Here is a 15588-nt window from a genome sequence, read left to right as displayed (position 1 = left end):
CGGCCGAGGCCGTCCGGGCGCGGGAGGCGGGATCACTCCGCGGCGGCCGCCGCGGCCTCCTCGGTCTCGGCGAGCGACGCCTGGAGCTCTTCGGCGGGCGTGGTCGCGAAGACCGCGGTGCCGCCGGCCGTCTCCTGCACGCCGTCGAGCACCTCCTGGTCGCCCTGGTAGATCTCCACGAGCGTGTTGAGCACCTCGTTGTCGACGTCTTCTGCACGCGTCGCGAAGATGTTGACGTAGGGCAGAGCCGAGGGGTCGGACGGGTCGTCGGACGCGATGGCGTCTTCCGCGGTCAGCCCGGCGTTGCCGAGGAAGTCGTTGTTGACGATGGCGCCTGCGACGTCGGGCAGCGACGTGACGGTGAGGGCGGCGTCGAGCGCCTCGACCTCGACGCGCGACTCGTCGGCCACGATGTCGTCGAGCGTCGAGAACGCGTTTCCGCCGTCCTCGAGGGTGACGAGACCGGCCGCCTGCAGGACGAGGAGGCCGCGTGCCTGGTTGATGGTGTCGTTCGGCACCACGACGGTCTCGCCGTCGGGGATGTCGTCGACCGAGTCGTACTTGTCGGAGTACAGGCCGAGCGGGTAGATCGCCGTCGCGCCGATCGGCTGCAGGTCGTCGTCGGCGTTCACGTTGTAGTCGGCGAGGTAGAGGATGTGCTGGAACTGGTTGATGTCGAGCTCGCCCTCGCTGAGCGCGGGGTTCGGCTGCGTGTACTCCGTGAAGTCCACGAGGTCGACGAAGATGCCCTCGGCCTCGGCCGCGGCGACGAAGACGTCCCAGTAGGCGTCGCTCGCGCCGACGACGCCGAGCTGGACGGGGTCGGCCTCGGTACCGAGGGTGTCGGACGCCCCCGACTCGGTCGCGGAGCCGTCGCCTCCGGACGCGCAGCCCGCGAGGGCCAGGATGCTGATCGCCGCGATGGGCGCGATGGTGCGGATGCGGAATGCCATGGGTGCTGCTCCTCGGGTGAAGGGACTCCACGGTAGGCAGACGCCGACCCGCCGCGCGAACCCGCGCGACACACACCGCAATGTCCCGGTCGCTCCACGGAACGGGGCCCGGCGGAACGGGGCTGGGCGGAGGGCTCAGCGGAACGGGGCGGCGATGCCGTTGCGGTGGTACTCGAAGATGATGCTCGTCCGGGTCGTCGCGACCGACTGCTGCGCCGAGAGGTGCTCGACGACGAACTCGCGCACGTCGGACGCCCCTTCCACGGCGATGTGCACGAGGAAGTCGTCGGTGCCGCCGAGGAAGAACAGCTGCAGCACCTGCGGCAGACGACGCACCTCGTCGGCGAAGGCGACGATGCTGTCGTGTCGTGCGCCGGGGCGCAGCGTGACGCCGATCATCGCCTGCAGCCCCTTGCCGAGGCGCGCCTGGTCGACGCTCGCGTGGAATCCCGCGACGACGCCGCGCTCGACGAGCGCCCTGACGCGGGCGTGGGCCGTCGACGGCGCGACGTCGAGGGCGGCCGCGAGGTCGGCGTTCGTGATGCGCCCCTCGCGTTCGAGGATGGCGACGATGCGCGCATCGAGGTCGTCGAGTTCGACGGGGCGAACATCCTTCGCGAGCGGGCGGCGCGGAGCGGTGGGCATGCGCCGAATGTACCGCTCAGGCACCGTATCCCGAAGGATCATCGGACACTCTGCCATCCGAGCGAAGGTTCTGCGACCCTCGATGCAGGGCCATCCCGCCCCTCGTCGCCGCCGACCGGGAGCACATCATGCGCATCGGCATCCCCACCGAGATCAAGAACAACGAGAACCGCGTCGCCCTCACGCCGGCCGGCGCCGACGCCCTCGTGCACCGCGGGCACGAGGTGCTCGTGCAGGCCGGGGCGGGCACGGGCTCCCACTTCTCCGATGACGAGTACGCCGCGGCGGGCGCGCGGATCGTCGCCACCGCCGACGCCGTGTGGGGCGACGCCGAGCTGCTCGTCAAGGTGAAGGAGCCCGTCGCGGAGGAGTACGGGCGCCTGCGCGACGACCTCACGCTCTTCGCGTACCTGCACCTCGCGGCCGACCGTCCACTCACGGATGCCCTCGTCGCGGCGGGAACGACGGCCGTCGCGTACGAGACGGTGCAGCTCGCCGACCGCTCGCTGCCGCTCCTCACCCCGATGAGCGAGGTGGCGGGGCGGCTGTCGATCGGCGTCGGCGCCTTCCAGCTCATGCGCCCCCAGGGCGGTCGCGGCATGCTGCTCGGCGGCGTCGCCGGCGCGCCGCGCGCGCAGGTCGTCGTCATCGGAGGCGGCGTCGCGGGCGAGCATGCCGCCGCCAACGCGCTCGGCCTCGGTGCGCAGGTCACCGTCATCGACGTGAACCTGCCGCGCCTGCGCGAGCTGGAGCAGCGCTACGGCGGCGCGCTGCAGACGCGGCACTCCACGCGGTACGCGATCGCCGAGGCGGTGCGGACGGCCGACCTCGTCATCGGGTCCGTGCTCATCCCCGGGGCGGCGGCCCCCAAGCTCGTGACGGATGAGATGGTCGCGGCGATGAAGCCGGGTGCCGTGCTCGTCGACATCGCGATCGACCAGGGCGGGTGCTTCGAGGGGTCTCGGCCGACGACGCACGACGACCCGACGTTCCGCGTGCACGACGCCCTGTACTACTGCGTCGCGAACATGCCGGGCGCGGTGCCCGAGACCTCGACGCGCGCGCTCACGAATGCGACGCTGCCGTACGTCGCGGCCATCGCCGACCGAGGATGGGACGGCGCGGCCGCCGCCGACGCGGCGCTCGCGCGCGGTCTCAACGTGCGCGGCGGCGCCGTGACGAACGCCGGTGTGGCCGCCGCGTTCGGGTACGTCCTCGCGAGCTGACGCGCCTCACCGGTCCCGCAGGCTCACGTCAGCAGCGCCGCGAGCCGCTCGGCGTCGCCGCGCAGCGCCTGCGCCGCACCCAGCAGCTCCTCCATCCGGTCGCTCGGGCCGGCGATGCACAGCGCGGCGACGAGCGCGCCGTCCTCCGCGCGCAGCGGGATGGCCGCGCACGCCCATCCCGCGGCGAGCGCGTCGGACTGCACGGCGAGCCCGGCGCCGCCGTCGCGGCGTTCGGCGAGCCACAGCCGCCCGGCCGCCGAGCGCTGCGGGTCGCGCGCGAGGGCCGCGGCGTCGTGCAGCGGCACGACGGGGTCGGCGTCGAGGGGTCGTGGCCCGTCCTCCTCGTAGGCGACGAGGTGCACGGCGAGCGGCGACGTACGGGCGCGCACCTCGGCGAGGCTCTCGCGCGCCGCGCGCGACAGGCGCATGCCCGCCGGGGGCCGAGGGCCCGCGAGCTCGGCGACCTTGCGCCCGAGGGCGAGCCCCGAGATGTCGGCGAGGCGCACGAGGTACTCCTCCTGCACGAGCAGGTTGACGAGGCGGTAGACGGTCGCGCGAGGCAGCGCGAGGCGGTCGACGAGCTCGCGCACGGTCACGCCCGGCCCCGCCTTGGCGACCTCCTCGAGCACGACGAGGGCCGAGTGGATGGCGCGCGGCTGCTTGGGATGGAGGTCCCGGTCCTCATCCACCGCCTGCCCCGTCCACGCCGCCGTCACCTCCGCGCGTCTCCGCCCAGCACGTCCGAGGCGAGCGGCACGTCGCGCACGGCGCGCGGGGCGGCGCCCGCTCGAGCGCGGAACACGGCGAGCACGACGACGGCTCCGGCGAGCGCGCCCGCGAAGAGCACGACCGACCACACGCTCACGACGTCGCCCGTCATGGTGAGGAACACCACCAGCCCTGCGGCCAGCACGACGGCCGCCGCGACGGCGCGGACGACGGGCCAGAGCGTCGCCTCGCCGATGCGGCGGAGGAAGGGCGGCACGGCCGCGCAGACGAGCACGTAGCCGAGCAGGAAGCCCGTACCGGATGCGACGAGCACGATCTCCATGACCGAGATCATGTCGAAGTCGGCCAGCCGCAGGATGACCGGCACGACGACGATGACGGGCACGAGCAGCGCGACGGCGCGCACCGGCACGCCGGTCCTCTCGGAGGTGCGGCCGAGGCCGACGGGCAGCAGCCCTTCGCGCGCCATGGAGAAGAGGATGCGCACGCCCGCCGTGGTCGCTGCGACCGCGGCGGCGAAGAACGAGAACGCGACGAGCACGTCGAGCGCGACGGCCGCCCATCCGACGCCGAACCCTCGGGCGATGTCGTCCATGGGCGTTCCGGAGGCGGCCAGGTCGAGGCCGAGCAGATCGAATGCCGCCACCTCGGCGATCGAGACGAGCACGAAGAGCGCTCCGGCGGCGAGCACGGTCCACGTCAGCACGCGCGGGATGGTCGCGAACGGGCGCTTCGCCTCGACGCCGAGCGACGCGGAGCTCTCGAAGCCCACGAACGCCGTCATCGCGATGACGACGGCGACGACGAGCCCCTGCGGATGCTCGGGGCGCGGCACGTAGGCGGAGGGATCGACCGGCACGACGGTGAGCAGCACGACGACCACGACGAGCAGGGCCGTGACGGTGGCGACCTCGATGAGCAGGGTGAGGCGGGTCGAAAGGCGGATGCCGCCCAGCAGCACCGCGACGAAGGCGGCGCCGATCGCGACGAGCACGAGGCATCCGACGACCGTCGGCACGCCGGATGGCGCGAAGGCGATCACGAGGAAGTGGCCGGCCGAGAACAGCTCGCTCATGGCGACGAACGCGTACCCGACGAGCATCGCGGCGCCCGCGACGAGCGAGGCGCGGGGGCCCAGCCCGAGCGAGACGAAGGTGTAGATGCCGCCTGCCGCGGCCACGCGGCGCGCGAAGACGCTCACGCTGGCCGCGACGGCGAGCGCGATGACCGCGGCGATCGCGATGGCGATGACCGATCCCGCGCCGGCCGTGGCGACGGCGAGGATGGGGATGGTGGTGGCGGCGGCCGACGGGGCGATGGCCGCCACCGACTGGCCGAGCACGTCGAAGAAGCCCACCGAGCGGCGGGCGAGACCCGACACGGGCGAGTTCGCTCCGACGCCCGGAACCGGGTCGGGTCGCGCGATGGCGCGTTCCAGCGCCTCCATCCGGGTGCCTCTCGTCATGCCGACATCGTGCGCCGAGGCTATCGCCGGCGTGTGTCGGGCGGATGACGCGGGCGTGCGGGGCAAATGAGACGGCCGTTCTCGTTTGCCCGGCTCAGGTCTTCACGGCGGGGCAACGACCGGGTCACGGCGGTCGGAGAACGTGGGGTCACCCGCATCCCCCACCCCGGAGGTCCTCATGTCGACCACTGAACGGGCCGTCGCCCCCGCGACGCCGGCCCGCGCCCTCACGGGCAGCCTCGGCACCGGAGCGATCGTGCTCATGGTCGTCGCGGCCGCCTCCCCGCTCACCGTCGTCGGAGGGGCCGCCCCGCTCGGCGTCCTCTTCGGCAACGGCGTCGGCTACCCGGCCATGTACGCCTTCTCGGCCCTCGTGCTCGTGCTGTTCACCGTCGGCCTCTCGGCGATGTCGAAGGCCATCCCGAAGCCCGGCGCCTTCTTCACGTACATCGGGCACGGCCTCGGCCGCCCGTCGGGCGTTGCGGCCGCATGGCTCGCCATCCTCACGTACACGGCCATCCAGGCGTGCGTCTACGGCTACATCGGCGCCGTGCTCTCCGGCACGATCGCGGGCCTCGGCGGACCCGACCTGCCGTGGTGGCTCTACAGCCTCGCGATCGTCGCGATCACGGGCGTGCTGGGGTACACCCACATCGAGCTGAGCGCGCGCGTGCTCGGCGTGCTGCTGCTCGGCGAGGTCGCGATCGTCGTCGCGCTCGTCGTGGCCGTCGTCGCGACGGGCGGGGCGGAGGGGCTGTCGCTCGCGCCCTTCGAGCCCGCCAACGTCTTCTCGGGCGCCCCCGGCGTGGGGCTCATGTTCGCCATTGCGGCGTTCATCGGGTTCGAGTCGACGGCCGTGTTCCGCAGCGAGGCGAAGGACCCCGACCGCACTGTCCCGCGCGCGACGTACATCGCCGTGATCGGCGTGGGCGTCTTCTACACGGTCGCCTCGTGGGCCCTCATCATGGCGTGGGGCCCGAGCGGCGCCGTCGACGCCGTGGCGGCCGACTACGCGAACGTCGTCATCCTCACGACGGCGCAGTACCTCGGGCCCGTGGGCGAGGCGATCATGAACGTGCTGCTGATCACGAGCATCTTCGCGTGCATCCTGTCGTTCCACAACGTACTGACGCGCTACCAGCACTCCATGGCGACGGCGGGGCTGCTGCCCGACTCGCTCGCGCGCGTGCACGCGCGGCACGGCTCGCCGTTCGTGTCGTCGCTCGCGCAGACCGCGACGGCCGGTGCGCTCGTCGTGCTGTTCGCCGTGCTCGGGCTCGACCCCGTGCTGCACGTCTTCACGTGGTTCGCGGGCGTCGCGACCCTCGCGATCGTCGTGCTCATGGCGGTGACGTCGATCGCCGTGATCGTGCACTTCCGTCGCACGCGCTCCGCCGTCGGCGCGTGGAGCGCGATCATCGCCCCCACGCTCGGCTTCGTCGGGCTCGTGCTGTGCGGCGTCGCGATCGTCGCGTACTTCCCCCTGCTCGTCGGCGACGTCGACGCCGCGGGCGCTCCCGTCTTCGGCGCCGTGAGCGTCTTCCTCCTCGCCCTCGTCGTGCTCTTCCCGCTGTTCGGGTACGTGCAGGCGGCCGTGCTGCGCGCGCGGCGGCCGGAGCGCTACGAGCTCGTGATCGACACCATCGCCGAAGGCGCCTGACCCCTCTCCCGAAGGAACCACCATGACACTCGACATCACCACCGCGACCGTCGTCGACCATCCGCTCGCCCTGCTCGACGCGTCGGAGATCGACGCGGCGCGCGAGATCCTGCGCGACGCGGGGCTCGTGACCGGCACCACCCGGTTCGCCCACGTCACGCTCGAGGAGGCACCCAAGGCCGAGCTGCTCGCCTGGGCTCCCGGCGAGGCGATCACCCGTCGCGTGACCGCCATGCTCGTCGACCGGGCGACGGGCGAGGGCAGGGTCGCCACGGTCGACGTGACCGCCGGCGAGGTCGTCGCGTCGCGCAGGATCGATCCCGAGACGGAGGGGCAGGCGGCCATCCTCGACGAGGAGTTCGCCGAGATCGAGGGATGGCTGCTCGAGAGCGCCGAGTGGTGCGCGGCTCTCGAGCGGCGCGGCATCGACCCCTCGGCCGTGCGCGCGGGCCCCCTCTCGCCCGGCAACTTCGGACGCCCGGAGGAGTCGTCGCGGCGGATGGCGCGCGTCATCGGGTTCCTGCAGCTCGATCCTCAGGATCTCGCGTGGGGCCATCCGATCGACGGGCTCGTGGCGCACGTCGACCTCATCACGCACGAGGTGTTCGAGGTCATCGACCACGAGGAGTACGCCGTGCCGATGGAGCGGTCGGAGTGGGATGCGGCGCCGCACGGCGACGGCGTCGCGCGCACCGACCTCACCCCGATCGAGATCACGCAGCCCGACGGGCCGTCGTTCCAGGTCGACGGCAACCGCATCACGTGGGCCGACTGGGAGTTCCGGTTCGGCTTCGATCCGCGCGAGGGCCTGGTGCTGCATCAGCTCGGGTTCCGCGACGGCGAGCGGCTGCGGCCCATCGTGCACAGGGCGTCGGTCGCCGACATGCTCGTGCCGTACGGCGACCCGCAGCCGGCGCGACGCTGGATCAACTACTTCGACGCCGCCGAGTACATCTTCGGGCGGTACGCGAACTCGCTCGAGCTGGGCTGCGACTGCCTCGGCGAGATCACGTACTTCGACGTCACGGTGGCCGACGAGCTCGGGCGGCCCCGGGTCATCCCGAACGCGATCTGCCTGCACGAGGAGGACGACGGCGTGCTGTGGAAGCACAACGCCGACCTCTTCAACGGCATGACCGAGACGCGGCGCGGGCGGCGGCTCGTCATCTCGTTCTTCGTGACGATCGGCAACTACGACTACGGGTTCTACTGGCACCTGTCGCTGGACGGCACGATCCGGCTGGAGGCGAAGGCGACGGGCATCGTCTTCACGTCGGCGTATCCCGGCGGCGAGTACCCCTACGCGACGGAGATGGCGCCGGGCCTCGGCGCCCCCGTGCACCAGCACCTGTTCTCGGCGCGGCTCGACATGGCGGTGGACGGCCAGGCGAACGCTGTCGACGAGGTCGACGTCGTGCGGGTGCCGGTCGGGCCCGACAACGTCTTCGGCAACGCGTTCGCGCAGCGGAAGACGCGGCTCGCGTCGGAGTCGCAGGCGCAGCGGATGGCCGACAACCTCGTCGACCGGCACTGGATCGTCACGAGCACCGAGGCCGAGAACCGGCTCGGCCGGCCGACGGGGTACGCGCTGTATCCCGAGGGCAAGCCCGTGCTGCTGGCCGATCCGTCGAGCGCGATCGCGCATCGCGGCGCGTACGCGACGAAGCACCTGTGGGTGACGCAGTACGCGGCGGAGGAGCGGTGGCCGACGGGCGAGATCGTGAACCAGAGCCCGTCTACGGGGGCGCCGTCGGGGCTCCCGGCCTATGTCGAGGCCGATCGCCCGCTCGACGGCGAAGACATCGTGCTCTGGCACACGTTCGGCCTGACGCACTTCCCGCGCATCGAGGACTGGCCCGTCATGCCCGTCGACCGCACGGGGTTCGCGCTCAAGCCGGTCGGGTTCTTCGACCGCAACCCCGCGCTGAACGCGCCCGTGTCGACGTCGGCGCACTGCGCGACGGGCGCGGCGGGAGCGGCGACGGCGGCCACGGCGGCTCCCTGCGCGCACTGCACGACCGGCCAGGGCGCCTGCACCTGCGGGCACTGACGCGATGCTGCTGGCCCATCTCGCGATGATCGTCCCGGGGGCGGTGTGCGTGGCCTGCGCCGCCACCGCCCGCCCCCGGGTGTCGGTCTCGGCGGTGATCGCCTCGCTCGCGATGCTCGCCGCCATGGTCGGGATGGCCGTGGGCGCGGCGCCGTTCGCCTGGGCCGTCGCTCTCGTCGTTCTCGCGCTCGCGGCCGCCGTCGCGACACGGGTGCGGCGGGGGCGCGGCCGTGCGGTGGACCTGCACCGCCCCGTCGGACTCGTCGTCATGGCGCTGCTGCTGGCGACGTCGGCAGGGGCGGGTGACGCGGCGGGCTCGGGTGCCGTGGGGGACGGCCATGCGCACGGCGGCGCATCGGCGTCTGCCGCGGCCGTCGTGATCGCACTCGTCTACGGCGTCGCGCTCGTCGTGCAGACGGCGCGCGGCCTGACCCGCGCGCCGCGGTGGCACACGCTCGAGCGCGCCGCGATGGCCGTCATGACCGCGGGGATGATCGGGATGGGGATGGTGGGGTGAGGTCGAACGCCCCTACCGCTCCGCATCCTCCGCGAGCTCGTCGACGACGAGCCCGTCGGTGTCGACCGTGCCGTTCCGATAGGCCTGGCGACCCACCATGTGCGCCGACAGCGGCGCCGTCGCCATCTGGATGACGACGATCGGCACGAGGGTCGCGAACGCCGACCATGACCGCAGCGACAGCGCCACCGCGACGGCGATGAGCAGCAGGCCGAGCACCTGGGGCTTCGTCGCGGCGTGCAGGCGCGTCGTCACGTCGTGGAACCGCAGCAGGCCGATGCCTGCCGTGAGGCACAGCAGCGCGCCGATCAGCACGAGCACGAGCGCGACGGCGTCGAGCGTCTCTTCGATCGTCATCGGTCCTGCTCCTTCCGCGCCACGAACCGGGCGACCGCGATCGACCCGAACACGCCGACGGCCGCGATGATGAGCATGATCGGCAGCGTGCGCGTGTGGTGGTTGACGACGGCCTCCGCGCCGAGCGCGCACAGCACCATCGTGAGCAGCACGTCGCTCGCGACGGCCCGATCCAGGATCGACGGGCCCGTGACCATCCGGATGATCGTGAGCGCCGCGGCGACCGCGAACACCGCGATGATGGCGATGACGAGGATGTTCATGATCCTCCCCCTTCCTGCGCCTGCCGCTCGGCGTAGGGCGCGGCACCCGAGCGGATGAGCGCGAGCGCCGCCCGCGATCCGACCGCGCGCACGGCGCGCTTCTCCCACCGCTGCACGCTGCGCCGCTGGCGATCGACGTCGGCGGTGTCACGCACGCCGATGACGTGGAGGTAGAGCACCCGGTTCTCCCGGTCGGCCTCGACGACGAGCGATCCGGGGATGAGCGACGCCGCGACGGCGGTGTGCGTCATGACGAGGTCGTCGTCGACCCGCAGCGGCACGCGGATGATCGCGGTTCCGGGCACGCCGGGAGACACCGTCTGCCACGCCACCGTGAGCGCGCCGCGCACGAGTTCGACGAGGAAGATCGCGACGAACACGAGCCCGTACCAGAGGTTCACACGACCCGACAGCTCCGCCGCCGGAAGGCGGAAGACGCTCGTGACGAAGACGGCCATGACGATGCCCGTCACCGCCGCGAGCACCGTGAACTGGCCCCACAACAGCATCCACAGCACGACGAGCCACACGAAGAAGGGCAGCTGAACCCAGACCCGGCGGAGGGCGCCGCGGCGCGTGTCGGGGCTCATGACGTCTCCTCCGCGGTCTCGAGCTCGACGAGGTGCACGGGCTGCAGCAGCGACTGCCCGATGCTCTCGCACACGGCGTAGAGCGGGCCGGCGAACACCGTGAGACCCACGGTGACCGCGACCATCCCCACCGTCGCCGTCGTCATGATGCGGGGGATGACCCGCCGCCCCGACTGCTCGCCCGCAGCGGGCGCGTCGGCGAGGTGCGAGATGCGCGCCTCCGTCTCGGAGGAGTCCTCCTCCTCGCGCCAGAACGCGAGGTTCCACGCGCGCATGAGCGCGTAGAGCGTGAGGAGCGACGTGACGATGCCCGCCGCGATCGCGGCGTACATGATGGGCGTGCCCACCTGCGCGGCCGCCTCGAAGAGCGCGAACTTGCCGATGAAGCCCGAGAAAGGCGGCAGGCCGCCGAGGTTGAGGGCGGGGATGAAGTACAGCGCGGCGAGCAGCGGAGCCGCCGCGAACAGGCCCTTGACCTTGAGGATCGACGTGGAGCCCGCGCGCCGCTCGATGAGGCCCACCGCGAGGAACAGCGTCGTCTGCACGACGATGTGGTGGACCATGTAGTAGATCGTCGCGCCGATCGCGGCCTCGGTCGCGATCGCGAGGCCGAAGATCATGTACCCGACGTGGCTCACGAGCGTGAACGACAGGATGCGCTTCAGCTCGGCCTGCGCGACGGCGCCCAGGATGCCCACCACCATCGTGGCGATCGACACGATGAGCAGCAGCATGTTGATGTCGGAGTCGGCGAACAGCTGCGTCTCGGTGCGGATGAGCGCGTAGACGCCCACCTTCGTCAGCAGACCCGCGAACACCGCCGTGACGGGAGCCGGCGCGGTCGGGTACGAGTCGGGCAGCCAGAACGACAGCGGGAAGACGGCCGCCTTGATGGCGAACGCAAGCACGAGCAGCACGTGCAGCACGAGCTGCACCTCCGACGGCAGCTCGACCATCCGCTCGGCGATCTGCGCCATGTTGACCGTTCCGAGCGCACCGTAGAGCACCGCGATCGCGGAGAGGAACAGGATCGACGACACGAGCGACACGACGATGTAGACGACGCCAGAGCGGATGCGCGCCTTCGTGCCGCCGAGCGTGATGAGCACGTACGACGCCACGAGCAGGATCTCGAAGCCCACGTAGAGGTTGAAGAGGTCGCCCGCGATGAACGCGTTGAAGATGCCCGCCGCGAGGATGAGGTACGACGGGTGGAAGATCGACACCGGCGTCTCGTCGTCGCCGTCGGCGGCCCCCTGGCCGACCGAGAAGAGCAGGACCGCCAGCAGCACGACGCTCGACACGGCGACGAGCAGCGCCGCCAGCCGATCGACGTACAGGACGATGCCGAACGGCAGCGGCCATCCGCCCACCGAGACCGCGAGCGGCGTGCCCTGATCGACGACGACGAGCAGGAACGCCGCCAGCACGAACGTCAGGCTCAGCGTCGCGATCGACACGGCGACCTGCGCGCGACGCCGTCGGCTGAAGATGAGCGTCACGGCCGCACCCAGCAGCGGCATCGCGACGAGCAGGGGAACGAGATTGCTCATCGGCTGTCCCCTCCCTCGTCGTCGTATTCTCCTGTCGGCATGTCCACGGGGGCGTCATCGCGCAACCCCGGCGCATCCGACGCGTGGAGCAGCGTGATGGGCGACGCGGCGACGCCCACGAAGTCGGTGACCGACTCGTCGCCCGTCTCGGCGTCCTCCTCCTCGTCCTCGAGCACGTCCTCGGTCTCGATGGCCCGCTCGCGCAGCGACCGGTCCTCCTCGTCGTCCTCGACCGTGTCGGCGCGGCCGAGCTGCCAGGAGCGGTAGATGAGCGCGAGCAGGAACGCGCTCACCGCGAACGTGATCACGATGGCCGTGAGCATGAGTGCCTGCGGCAGCGGATCGCTCTGCCGGCCGTCGTCGCCGTAGAACGGCGAGACGCCCGGGTAGCCCATGACCGTGAGCAGCAGGAGGTTCGTGGCGTTGCCGAGCAGCAGGAAGCCGATGAGCACGCGGGTCAGGCTGCGCTCGAGCATGGCGTAGACGCCGGCCGCGTACAGGGCGGCCATGATGACGATGAGGGTGGTCGAGACGGTCATCGCGCCGCCCTCCTCTCCGCCGAGTCCTTCTCCTCGCGCAGCTGGCGGTCGACCTCTGCGCCGAGGCTCCGCAGCACGTCGAGCACGAGGCCGATGACGACGAGGTAGACGCCGACGTCGAAGATCGTCGACGTGACGAACTCGACGTGGCCGACGAGGGGCAGCTCCGCCTCCCAGATGCCGCGCGTCAGCGGGTCGACGCCGAAGAGCAGCGGCACGACGGCCGTGCCGACCGCGAGCACGAGGCCCGCGCCGAGCAGCTGCCCGGCGTCGCGCGGCGCGGCTGCGCCCAGCTCGTAGCGTCCGCCCGCGATGTACCGCATGACGAGGGCCATCCCGGCGACGAGGCCGCCCGCGAACCCGCCGCCCGGCAGGTTGTGGCCCGCGAAGAGCAGGTACAGCGAGACGACGATGATCGTGTGGAAGAGGATGCGGACGATCACCTCGAGGAGGATCGACCGCGACTCGCGGCTCATCTTCTGTCCGCCCACGAGCCACGCGCGGGGCCGATCGCGGTTCTCGGCGGTCTGCAGGCGGATGCCCTCGGTCGTCTCGACGAGAGGCCTGCGGCGCGCGGCTCGGCGCGCGGCCTTCGGCAGCCGCTTCGTCATGCGCTCGAGCGTGTTGTCGGAGCGGTGCGTGACGAAGACGAGCGAGGCGACGCCCGTCGCGGCGAGCACGAGGACCGACAGCTCGCCCATCGTGTCCCATCCGCGCAGGTCGACGAGCGCGACGTTGACGATGTTGCGACCGTGCCCGATCTCGTAGGCGAGCTCGGCCCACGCGACCGACACCGGCTCGTGGATGCGCGCGCTCGAGGCGACGACGGCGACGAACGCCATCGTCACGCCCACGGCGATGGCGAGCACGGCGCGGGCGACAGGGGCGACCGACTCGTTGTGGCTGCCCATCCGCGACGGCAGCCGCCGCAGCACGAGCGCGAACGCGATGAGCGTCACCGACTCCACGAGCACCTGCGTGAGCGCGAGATCGGGTGCGCCCTCGACGGCGAACAGCACGATCATCCCGAGGCCCGTCACCGACACGAGCACGACGCCCGTGTACCGCTTGCGCGCGCGCACCGCGAGGATGCCCGCGGCGATCATGAGCGGAGCCATCGCCAGCTGCACGGGGTGCTGCCACGCGTCGAGCGCGATGCGCCAGTCGGGGCTCGCGAGGAGGACCGAGCCCTCGGCCGCGACGAACACGACGAAGATCGTGCCGACGTAGACGGGCAGCGAGCCGCGCTGGGTGAGCGACGTGACGGAGACCGACAGCCGGTCGATCCCGCGCGTCACGAGGTAGTAGACGTCTCCGGCCTGGAAGCGGAGGATGCGGCCGGTGAGGTCCCATCCCGTCGCCCGGACGAGCCAGAACACGCCCACTCCGCCGACGATCGTCAGCAGCGACAGGAGAAGCGCGGGCTCGAGACCGTGCCAGAGCGCGAGGTGGTAGTGGCCTTCGCCGGGAGCCGTGTCGGCGTAGCCCGCCAGCACCGAGTCGAGCAGCGGCGACACGATGCCCCCCGCGAGAGCGAGCGAGGCGAGCACGAGCGGCGCCGACAGGAAGCCGATCGGCGGATCGGGCCAGTACGTCGGCTCGCGCCGCTCCCCTGCGGCGTCGCGCTTGGTCCAGAACGCGCCCCAGACGAACCGCAGCCCGTAGGCGAGCGTGAGCGCCGATCCCGCGACGATGCCCACGAGGGCCGCGAGGGCCCATCCGTCACCCTCGCCCACGAGGTCGAGGAGCGCCGTGAACGCCGCCTCCTTCGCGACGAAACCGAGCGTGGGCGGCAGGCCGGCCATCGTCGCGATCGCGACCATCGACAGCGCGGCCATCGTGGGAGCCTGCCGGCCGACGCCGGAGAGATCGCGGATGTCGCGCGTCGACAGCTGGCGGTCGATGACGCCGACCACGAGGAAGAGCGCCGACTTGAACAGCGCGTGGCTGAGGAGCAGCGCGATCCCGGCGAGCGCCATGTCGCGCGTCCCGTACGCGATGACGACGGAGATGAAGCCGAGCTGGCTCACCGTCCCGAAGGCGAGGATGCGCTTCAGGTCCGTCTCGCGCAGCGCCTGGTAGCCGCCGAGCAGCATGGTGAGGATGCCCAGGGTGACGATCACGGGACGCCACGGCCCCGCCTCCGCGAAGGCGGGCGAGAACCGCGCGAGCAGGTAGATGCCCGCCTTCACCATGGCGGCGGCATGCAGGTACGCGCTCACCGGCGTCGGCGCGGCCATGGCGCCGGGCAGCCAGAAGTGGAAGGGGAACAGCGCCGACTTGCTGATGGCGCCCACGAGCAGCAGCACGAGCGCCGCATCGACGATGGCGCCCGTCGGCGGGGCGGCAAGGATGGCTGCGATGCTCGTCGTCCCGGCCGTCACGACGAGCACGACGACGCCCACGAACATCACGAGACCGCCGAGGGTCGTGACGAGCAGCGCCTGCAGCGCGGCACGTCGGCTCGCGGCACGCGTGTGGTAATGCCCGATGAGGAGGTACGAGAGGATGCTCGTCACCTCCCAGAACATGACGAGCATGACGGCGTCGTCCGTCAGCACGAGGCCGTACATCGCGCCCGCGAACGCGAGAAGGACGGCCGAGAAGCGCCCGAGCCCCGCGGTCTTCCCGCGGAAGTAGACCCGGCAGTACAGCATGACGAGTGCGCCGACGCCCGTGACGACGAGCGTCATCACCCAGCTGAGCGTATCCATCCGCATCGACAGCTCGATGCCGAGCGGAGCGATCCAGGTGTATGTCTCGAAGGGAATGGTCCCGTCGACGACGTCGGGCGAGACGGCGAGCGCGTGCACGAGCGCCGCGATCGGGAAGAGCGCCGAGACCCAGAACACGCGAGCCCCCAGCCACCGGGCGAGGACGGGGAGGAGGAGCGCTCCGACCGCGAACAGCGCGAGGAGAACGATCATGGGCATCTCCTCTGGCTCGTCGAGACGGCGGGTCAGGTTGCGGCGGTGTCCCCATCCTACCCGTGCACTTCCTGTGAAGGCCCGGATCGCCCGAGGATGCCTCTGACGGCATAG

General features: G+C 71.7%; 14 protein-coding genes. 4 read left to right on the top strand and 10 right to left on the bottom strand.

Annotation, left to right across the window (positions count from 1 at the left end):
• Nucleotides 1-32 precede the first annotated feature (32 nt).
• On the bottom strand, nucleotides 33-953 hold the full coding sequence (locus tag ACWGPF_RS08060; protein WP_452332336.1) for a MetQ/NlpA family ABC transporter substrate-binding protein: 921 nt from the start codon (nucleotides 951-953) through the stop codon (nucleotides 33-35).
• Nucleotides 954-1088: 135 nt separating this feature from the next.
• On the bottom strand, nucleotides 1089-1598 hold the full coding sequence (locus tag ACWGPF_RS08055) for an Lrp/AsnC family transcriptional regulator (protein WP_452332335.1): 510 nt from the start codon (nucleotides 1596-1598) through the stop codon (nucleotides 1089-1091).
• Between the two features lie 128 nt (nucleotides 1599-1726).
• On the opposite strand from ACWGPF_RS08055, the gene ald reads away from it, so the two are divergent.
• Complete coding sequence (gene ald / locus ACWGPF_RS08050; protein ID WP_452332334.1) at nucleotides 1727-2824, top strand: alanine dehydrogenase; 1098 nt, start codon at nucleotides 1727-1729, stop codon at nucleotides 2822-2824.
• Between the two features lie 23 nt (nucleotides 2825-2847).
• Here ald and ACWGPF_RS08045 read toward each other — a convergent pair whose 3' ends face one another.
• Nucleotides 2848-3513 (bottom strand): helix-turn-helix domain-containing protein, encoded by a 666-nt coding sequence (locus ACWGPF_RS08045; RefSeq protein WP_452332333.1) that lies wholly within the window; start codon nucleotides 3511-3513, stop codon nucleotides 2848-2850.
• A 23-nt stretch (nucleotides 3514-3536) separates the two neighbouring features.
• Complete coding sequence (locus ACWGPF_RS08040) at nucleotides 3537-5018, bottom strand: APC family permease (protein ID WP_452332332.1); 1482 nt, start codon at nucleotides 5016-5018, stop codon at nucleotides 3537-3539.
• A 178-nt stretch (nucleotides 5019-5196) separates the two neighbouring features.
• On the opposite strand from ACWGPF_RS08040, the gene ACWGPF_RS08035 reads away from it, so the two are divergent.
• Genes ACWGPF_RS08035 through ACWGPF_RS08025 form a run of 3 tightly spaced genes read left to right on the top strand, consistent with a single transcriptional unit; the run spans nucleotide 5197 to nucleotide 9245 of the window.
• A complete protein-coding gene (locus ACWGPF_RS08035; protein WP_452332331.1) occupies nucleotides 5197-6678 on the top strand; it encodes an APC family permease in 1482 nt (493 codons plus the stop codon).
• A 22-nt stretch (nucleotides 6679-6700) separates the two neighbouring features.
• Nucleotides 6701-8728, top strand: a complete 2028-nt coding sequence (locus tag ACWGPF_RS08030) for a primary-amine oxidase (protein ID WP_452332330.1) — start codon at nucleotides 6701-6703, stop codon at nucleotides 8726-8728.
• Between the two features lie 4 nt (nucleotides 8729-8732).
• Complete coding sequence (locus ACWGPF_RS08025) at nucleotides 8733-9245, top strand: DUF5134 domain-containing protein (protein ID WP_452332329.1); 513 nt, start codon at nucleotides 8733-8735, stop codon at nucleotides 9243-9245.
• A gap of 12 nt (nucleotides 9246-9257) precedes the next feature.
• Here the strand turns inward: ACWGPF_RS08025 and mnhG are convergent, their stop codons facing one another.
• The 6 genes from mnhG to ACWGPF_RS07995 are packed head-to-tail and all read right to left on the bottom strand — an operon-like array spanning nucleotide 9258 to nucleotide 15474.
• Entirely contained in the window at nucleotides 9258-9602 is a 345-nt protein-coding gene (mnhG, locus tag ACWGPF_RS08020) for a monovalent cation/H(+) antiporter subunit G (RefSeq protein WP_452332328.1), read from the bottom strand.
• A complete protein-coding gene (locus ACWGPF_RS08015) occupies nucleotides 9599-9865 on the bottom strand; it encodes a monovalent cation/H+ antiporter complex subunit F (RefSeq protein ID WP_345437936.1) in 267 nt (88 codons plus the stop codon). Before ACWGPF_RS08015 ends, mnhG begins: the two co-directional genes overlap by 4 nt.
• The gene (locus tag ACWGPF_RS08010) at nucleotides 9862-10455 is read right to left on the bottom strand and encodes a Na+/H+ antiporter subunit E (RefSeq protein ID WP_452332327.1); all 594 of its coding nucleotides are present in this window, start codon (nucleotides 10453-10455) and stop codon (nucleotides 9862-9864) included. Before ACWGPF_RS08010 ends, ACWGPF_RS08015 begins: the two co-directional genes overlap by 4 nt.
• The gene (locus ACWGPF_RS08005) at nucleotides 10452-12008 is read right to left on the bottom strand and encodes a Na+/H+ antiporter subunit D (protein WP_452332326.1); all 1557 of its coding nucleotides are present in this window, start codon (nucleotides 12006-12008) and stop codon (nucleotides 10452-10454) included. The genes ACWGPF_RS08010 and ACWGPF_RS08005 overlap by 4 nt, the downstream gene beginning before the upstream one ends.
• Nucleotides 12005-12547: a Na(+)/H(+) antiporter subunit C gene (locus ACWGPF_RS08000; RefSeq protein WP_452332325.1), complete on the bottom strand. Its 543-nt coding sequence runs from the start codon at nucleotides 12545-12547 to the stop codon at nucleotides 12005-12007. Before ACWGPF_RS08000 ends, ACWGPF_RS08005 begins: the two co-directional genes overlap by 4 nt.
• Nucleotides 12544-15474: a Na+/H+ antiporter subunit A gene (locus ACWGPF_RS07995; RefSeq protein WP_452332324.1), complete on the bottom strand. Its 2931-nt coding sequence runs from the start codon at nucleotides 15472-15474 to the stop codon at nucleotides 12544-12546. Before ACWGPF_RS07995 ends, ACWGPF_RS08000 begins: the two co-directional genes overlap by 4 nt.
• Nucleotides 15475-15588 lie beyond the last annotated feature (114 nt).

This window comes from Microbacterium sp. NPDC055683 (assembly GCF_053617895.1).
Note: the sequence above shows the minus strand (reverse complement) of the source record. Positions and strands in the feature narration are given on the sequence as shown.

What these genes read in the sequence shown, in the direction of transcription:
- ACWGPF_RS08015 (WP_345437936.1), bottom strand. Translation starts at nt 9,865, where the DNA reads ATGAACATCCTCGTCATCGCCATCATCGCGGTGTTCGCGGTCGCCGCG.
- mnhG (WP_452332328.1), bottom strand. Translation starts at nt 9,602, where the DNA reads ATGACGATCGAAGAGACGCTCGACGCCGTCGCGCTCGTGCTCGTGCTG.
- ACWGPF_RS08000 (WP_452332325.1), bottom strand. Translation starts at nt 12,547, where the DNA reads ATGACCGTCTCGACCACCCTCATCGTCATCATGGCCGCCCTGTACGCG.
- ACWGPF_RS08055 (WP_452332335.1), bottom strand. Translation starts at nt 1,598, where the DNA reads ATGCCCACCGCTCCGCGCCGCCCGCTCGCGAAGGATGTTCGCCCCGTC.
- ACWGPF_RS08060 (WP_452332336.1), bottom strand. Translation starts at nt 953, where the DNA reads ATGGCATTCCGCATCCGCACCATCGCGCCCATCGCGGCGATCAGCATC.
- ACWGPF_RS08035 (WP_452332331.1), top strand. Translation starts at nt 5,197, where the DNA reads ATGTCGACCACTGAACGGGCCGTCGCCCCCGCGACGCCGGCCCGCGCC.
- ACWGPF_RS08005 (WP_452332326.1), bottom strand. Translation starts at nt 12,008, where the DNA reads ATGAGCAATCTCGTTCCCCTGCTCGTCGCGATGCCGCTGCTGGGTGCG.
- ACWGPF_RS08025 (WP_452332329.1), top strand. Translation starts at nt 8,733, where the DNA reads ATGCTGCTGGCCCATCTCGCGATGATCGTCCCGGGGGCGGTGTGCGTG.
- ACWGPF_RS07995 (WP_452332324.1), bottom strand. Translation starts at nt 15,474, where the DNA reads ATGATCGTTCTCCTCGCGCTGTTCGCGGTCGGAGCGCTCCTCCTCCCC.
- ACWGPF_RS08040 (WP_452332332.1), bottom strand. Translation starts at nt 5,018, where the DNA reads ATGACGAGAGGCACCCGGATGGAGGCGCTGGAACGCGCCATCGCGCGA.
- ACWGPF_RS08030 (WP_452332330.1), top strand. Translation starts at nt 6,701, where the DNA reads ATGACACTCGACATCACCACCGCGACCGTCGTCGACCATCCGCTCGCC.
- ald (WP_452332334.1), top strand. Translation starts at nt 1,727, where the DNA reads ATGCGCATCGGCATCCCCACCGAGATCAAGAACAACGAGAACCGCGTC.
- ACWGPF_RS08010 (WP_452332327.1), bottom strand. Translation starts at nt 10,455, where the DNA reads ATGAGCCCCGACACGCGCCGCGGCGCCCTCCGCCGGGTCTGGGTTCAG.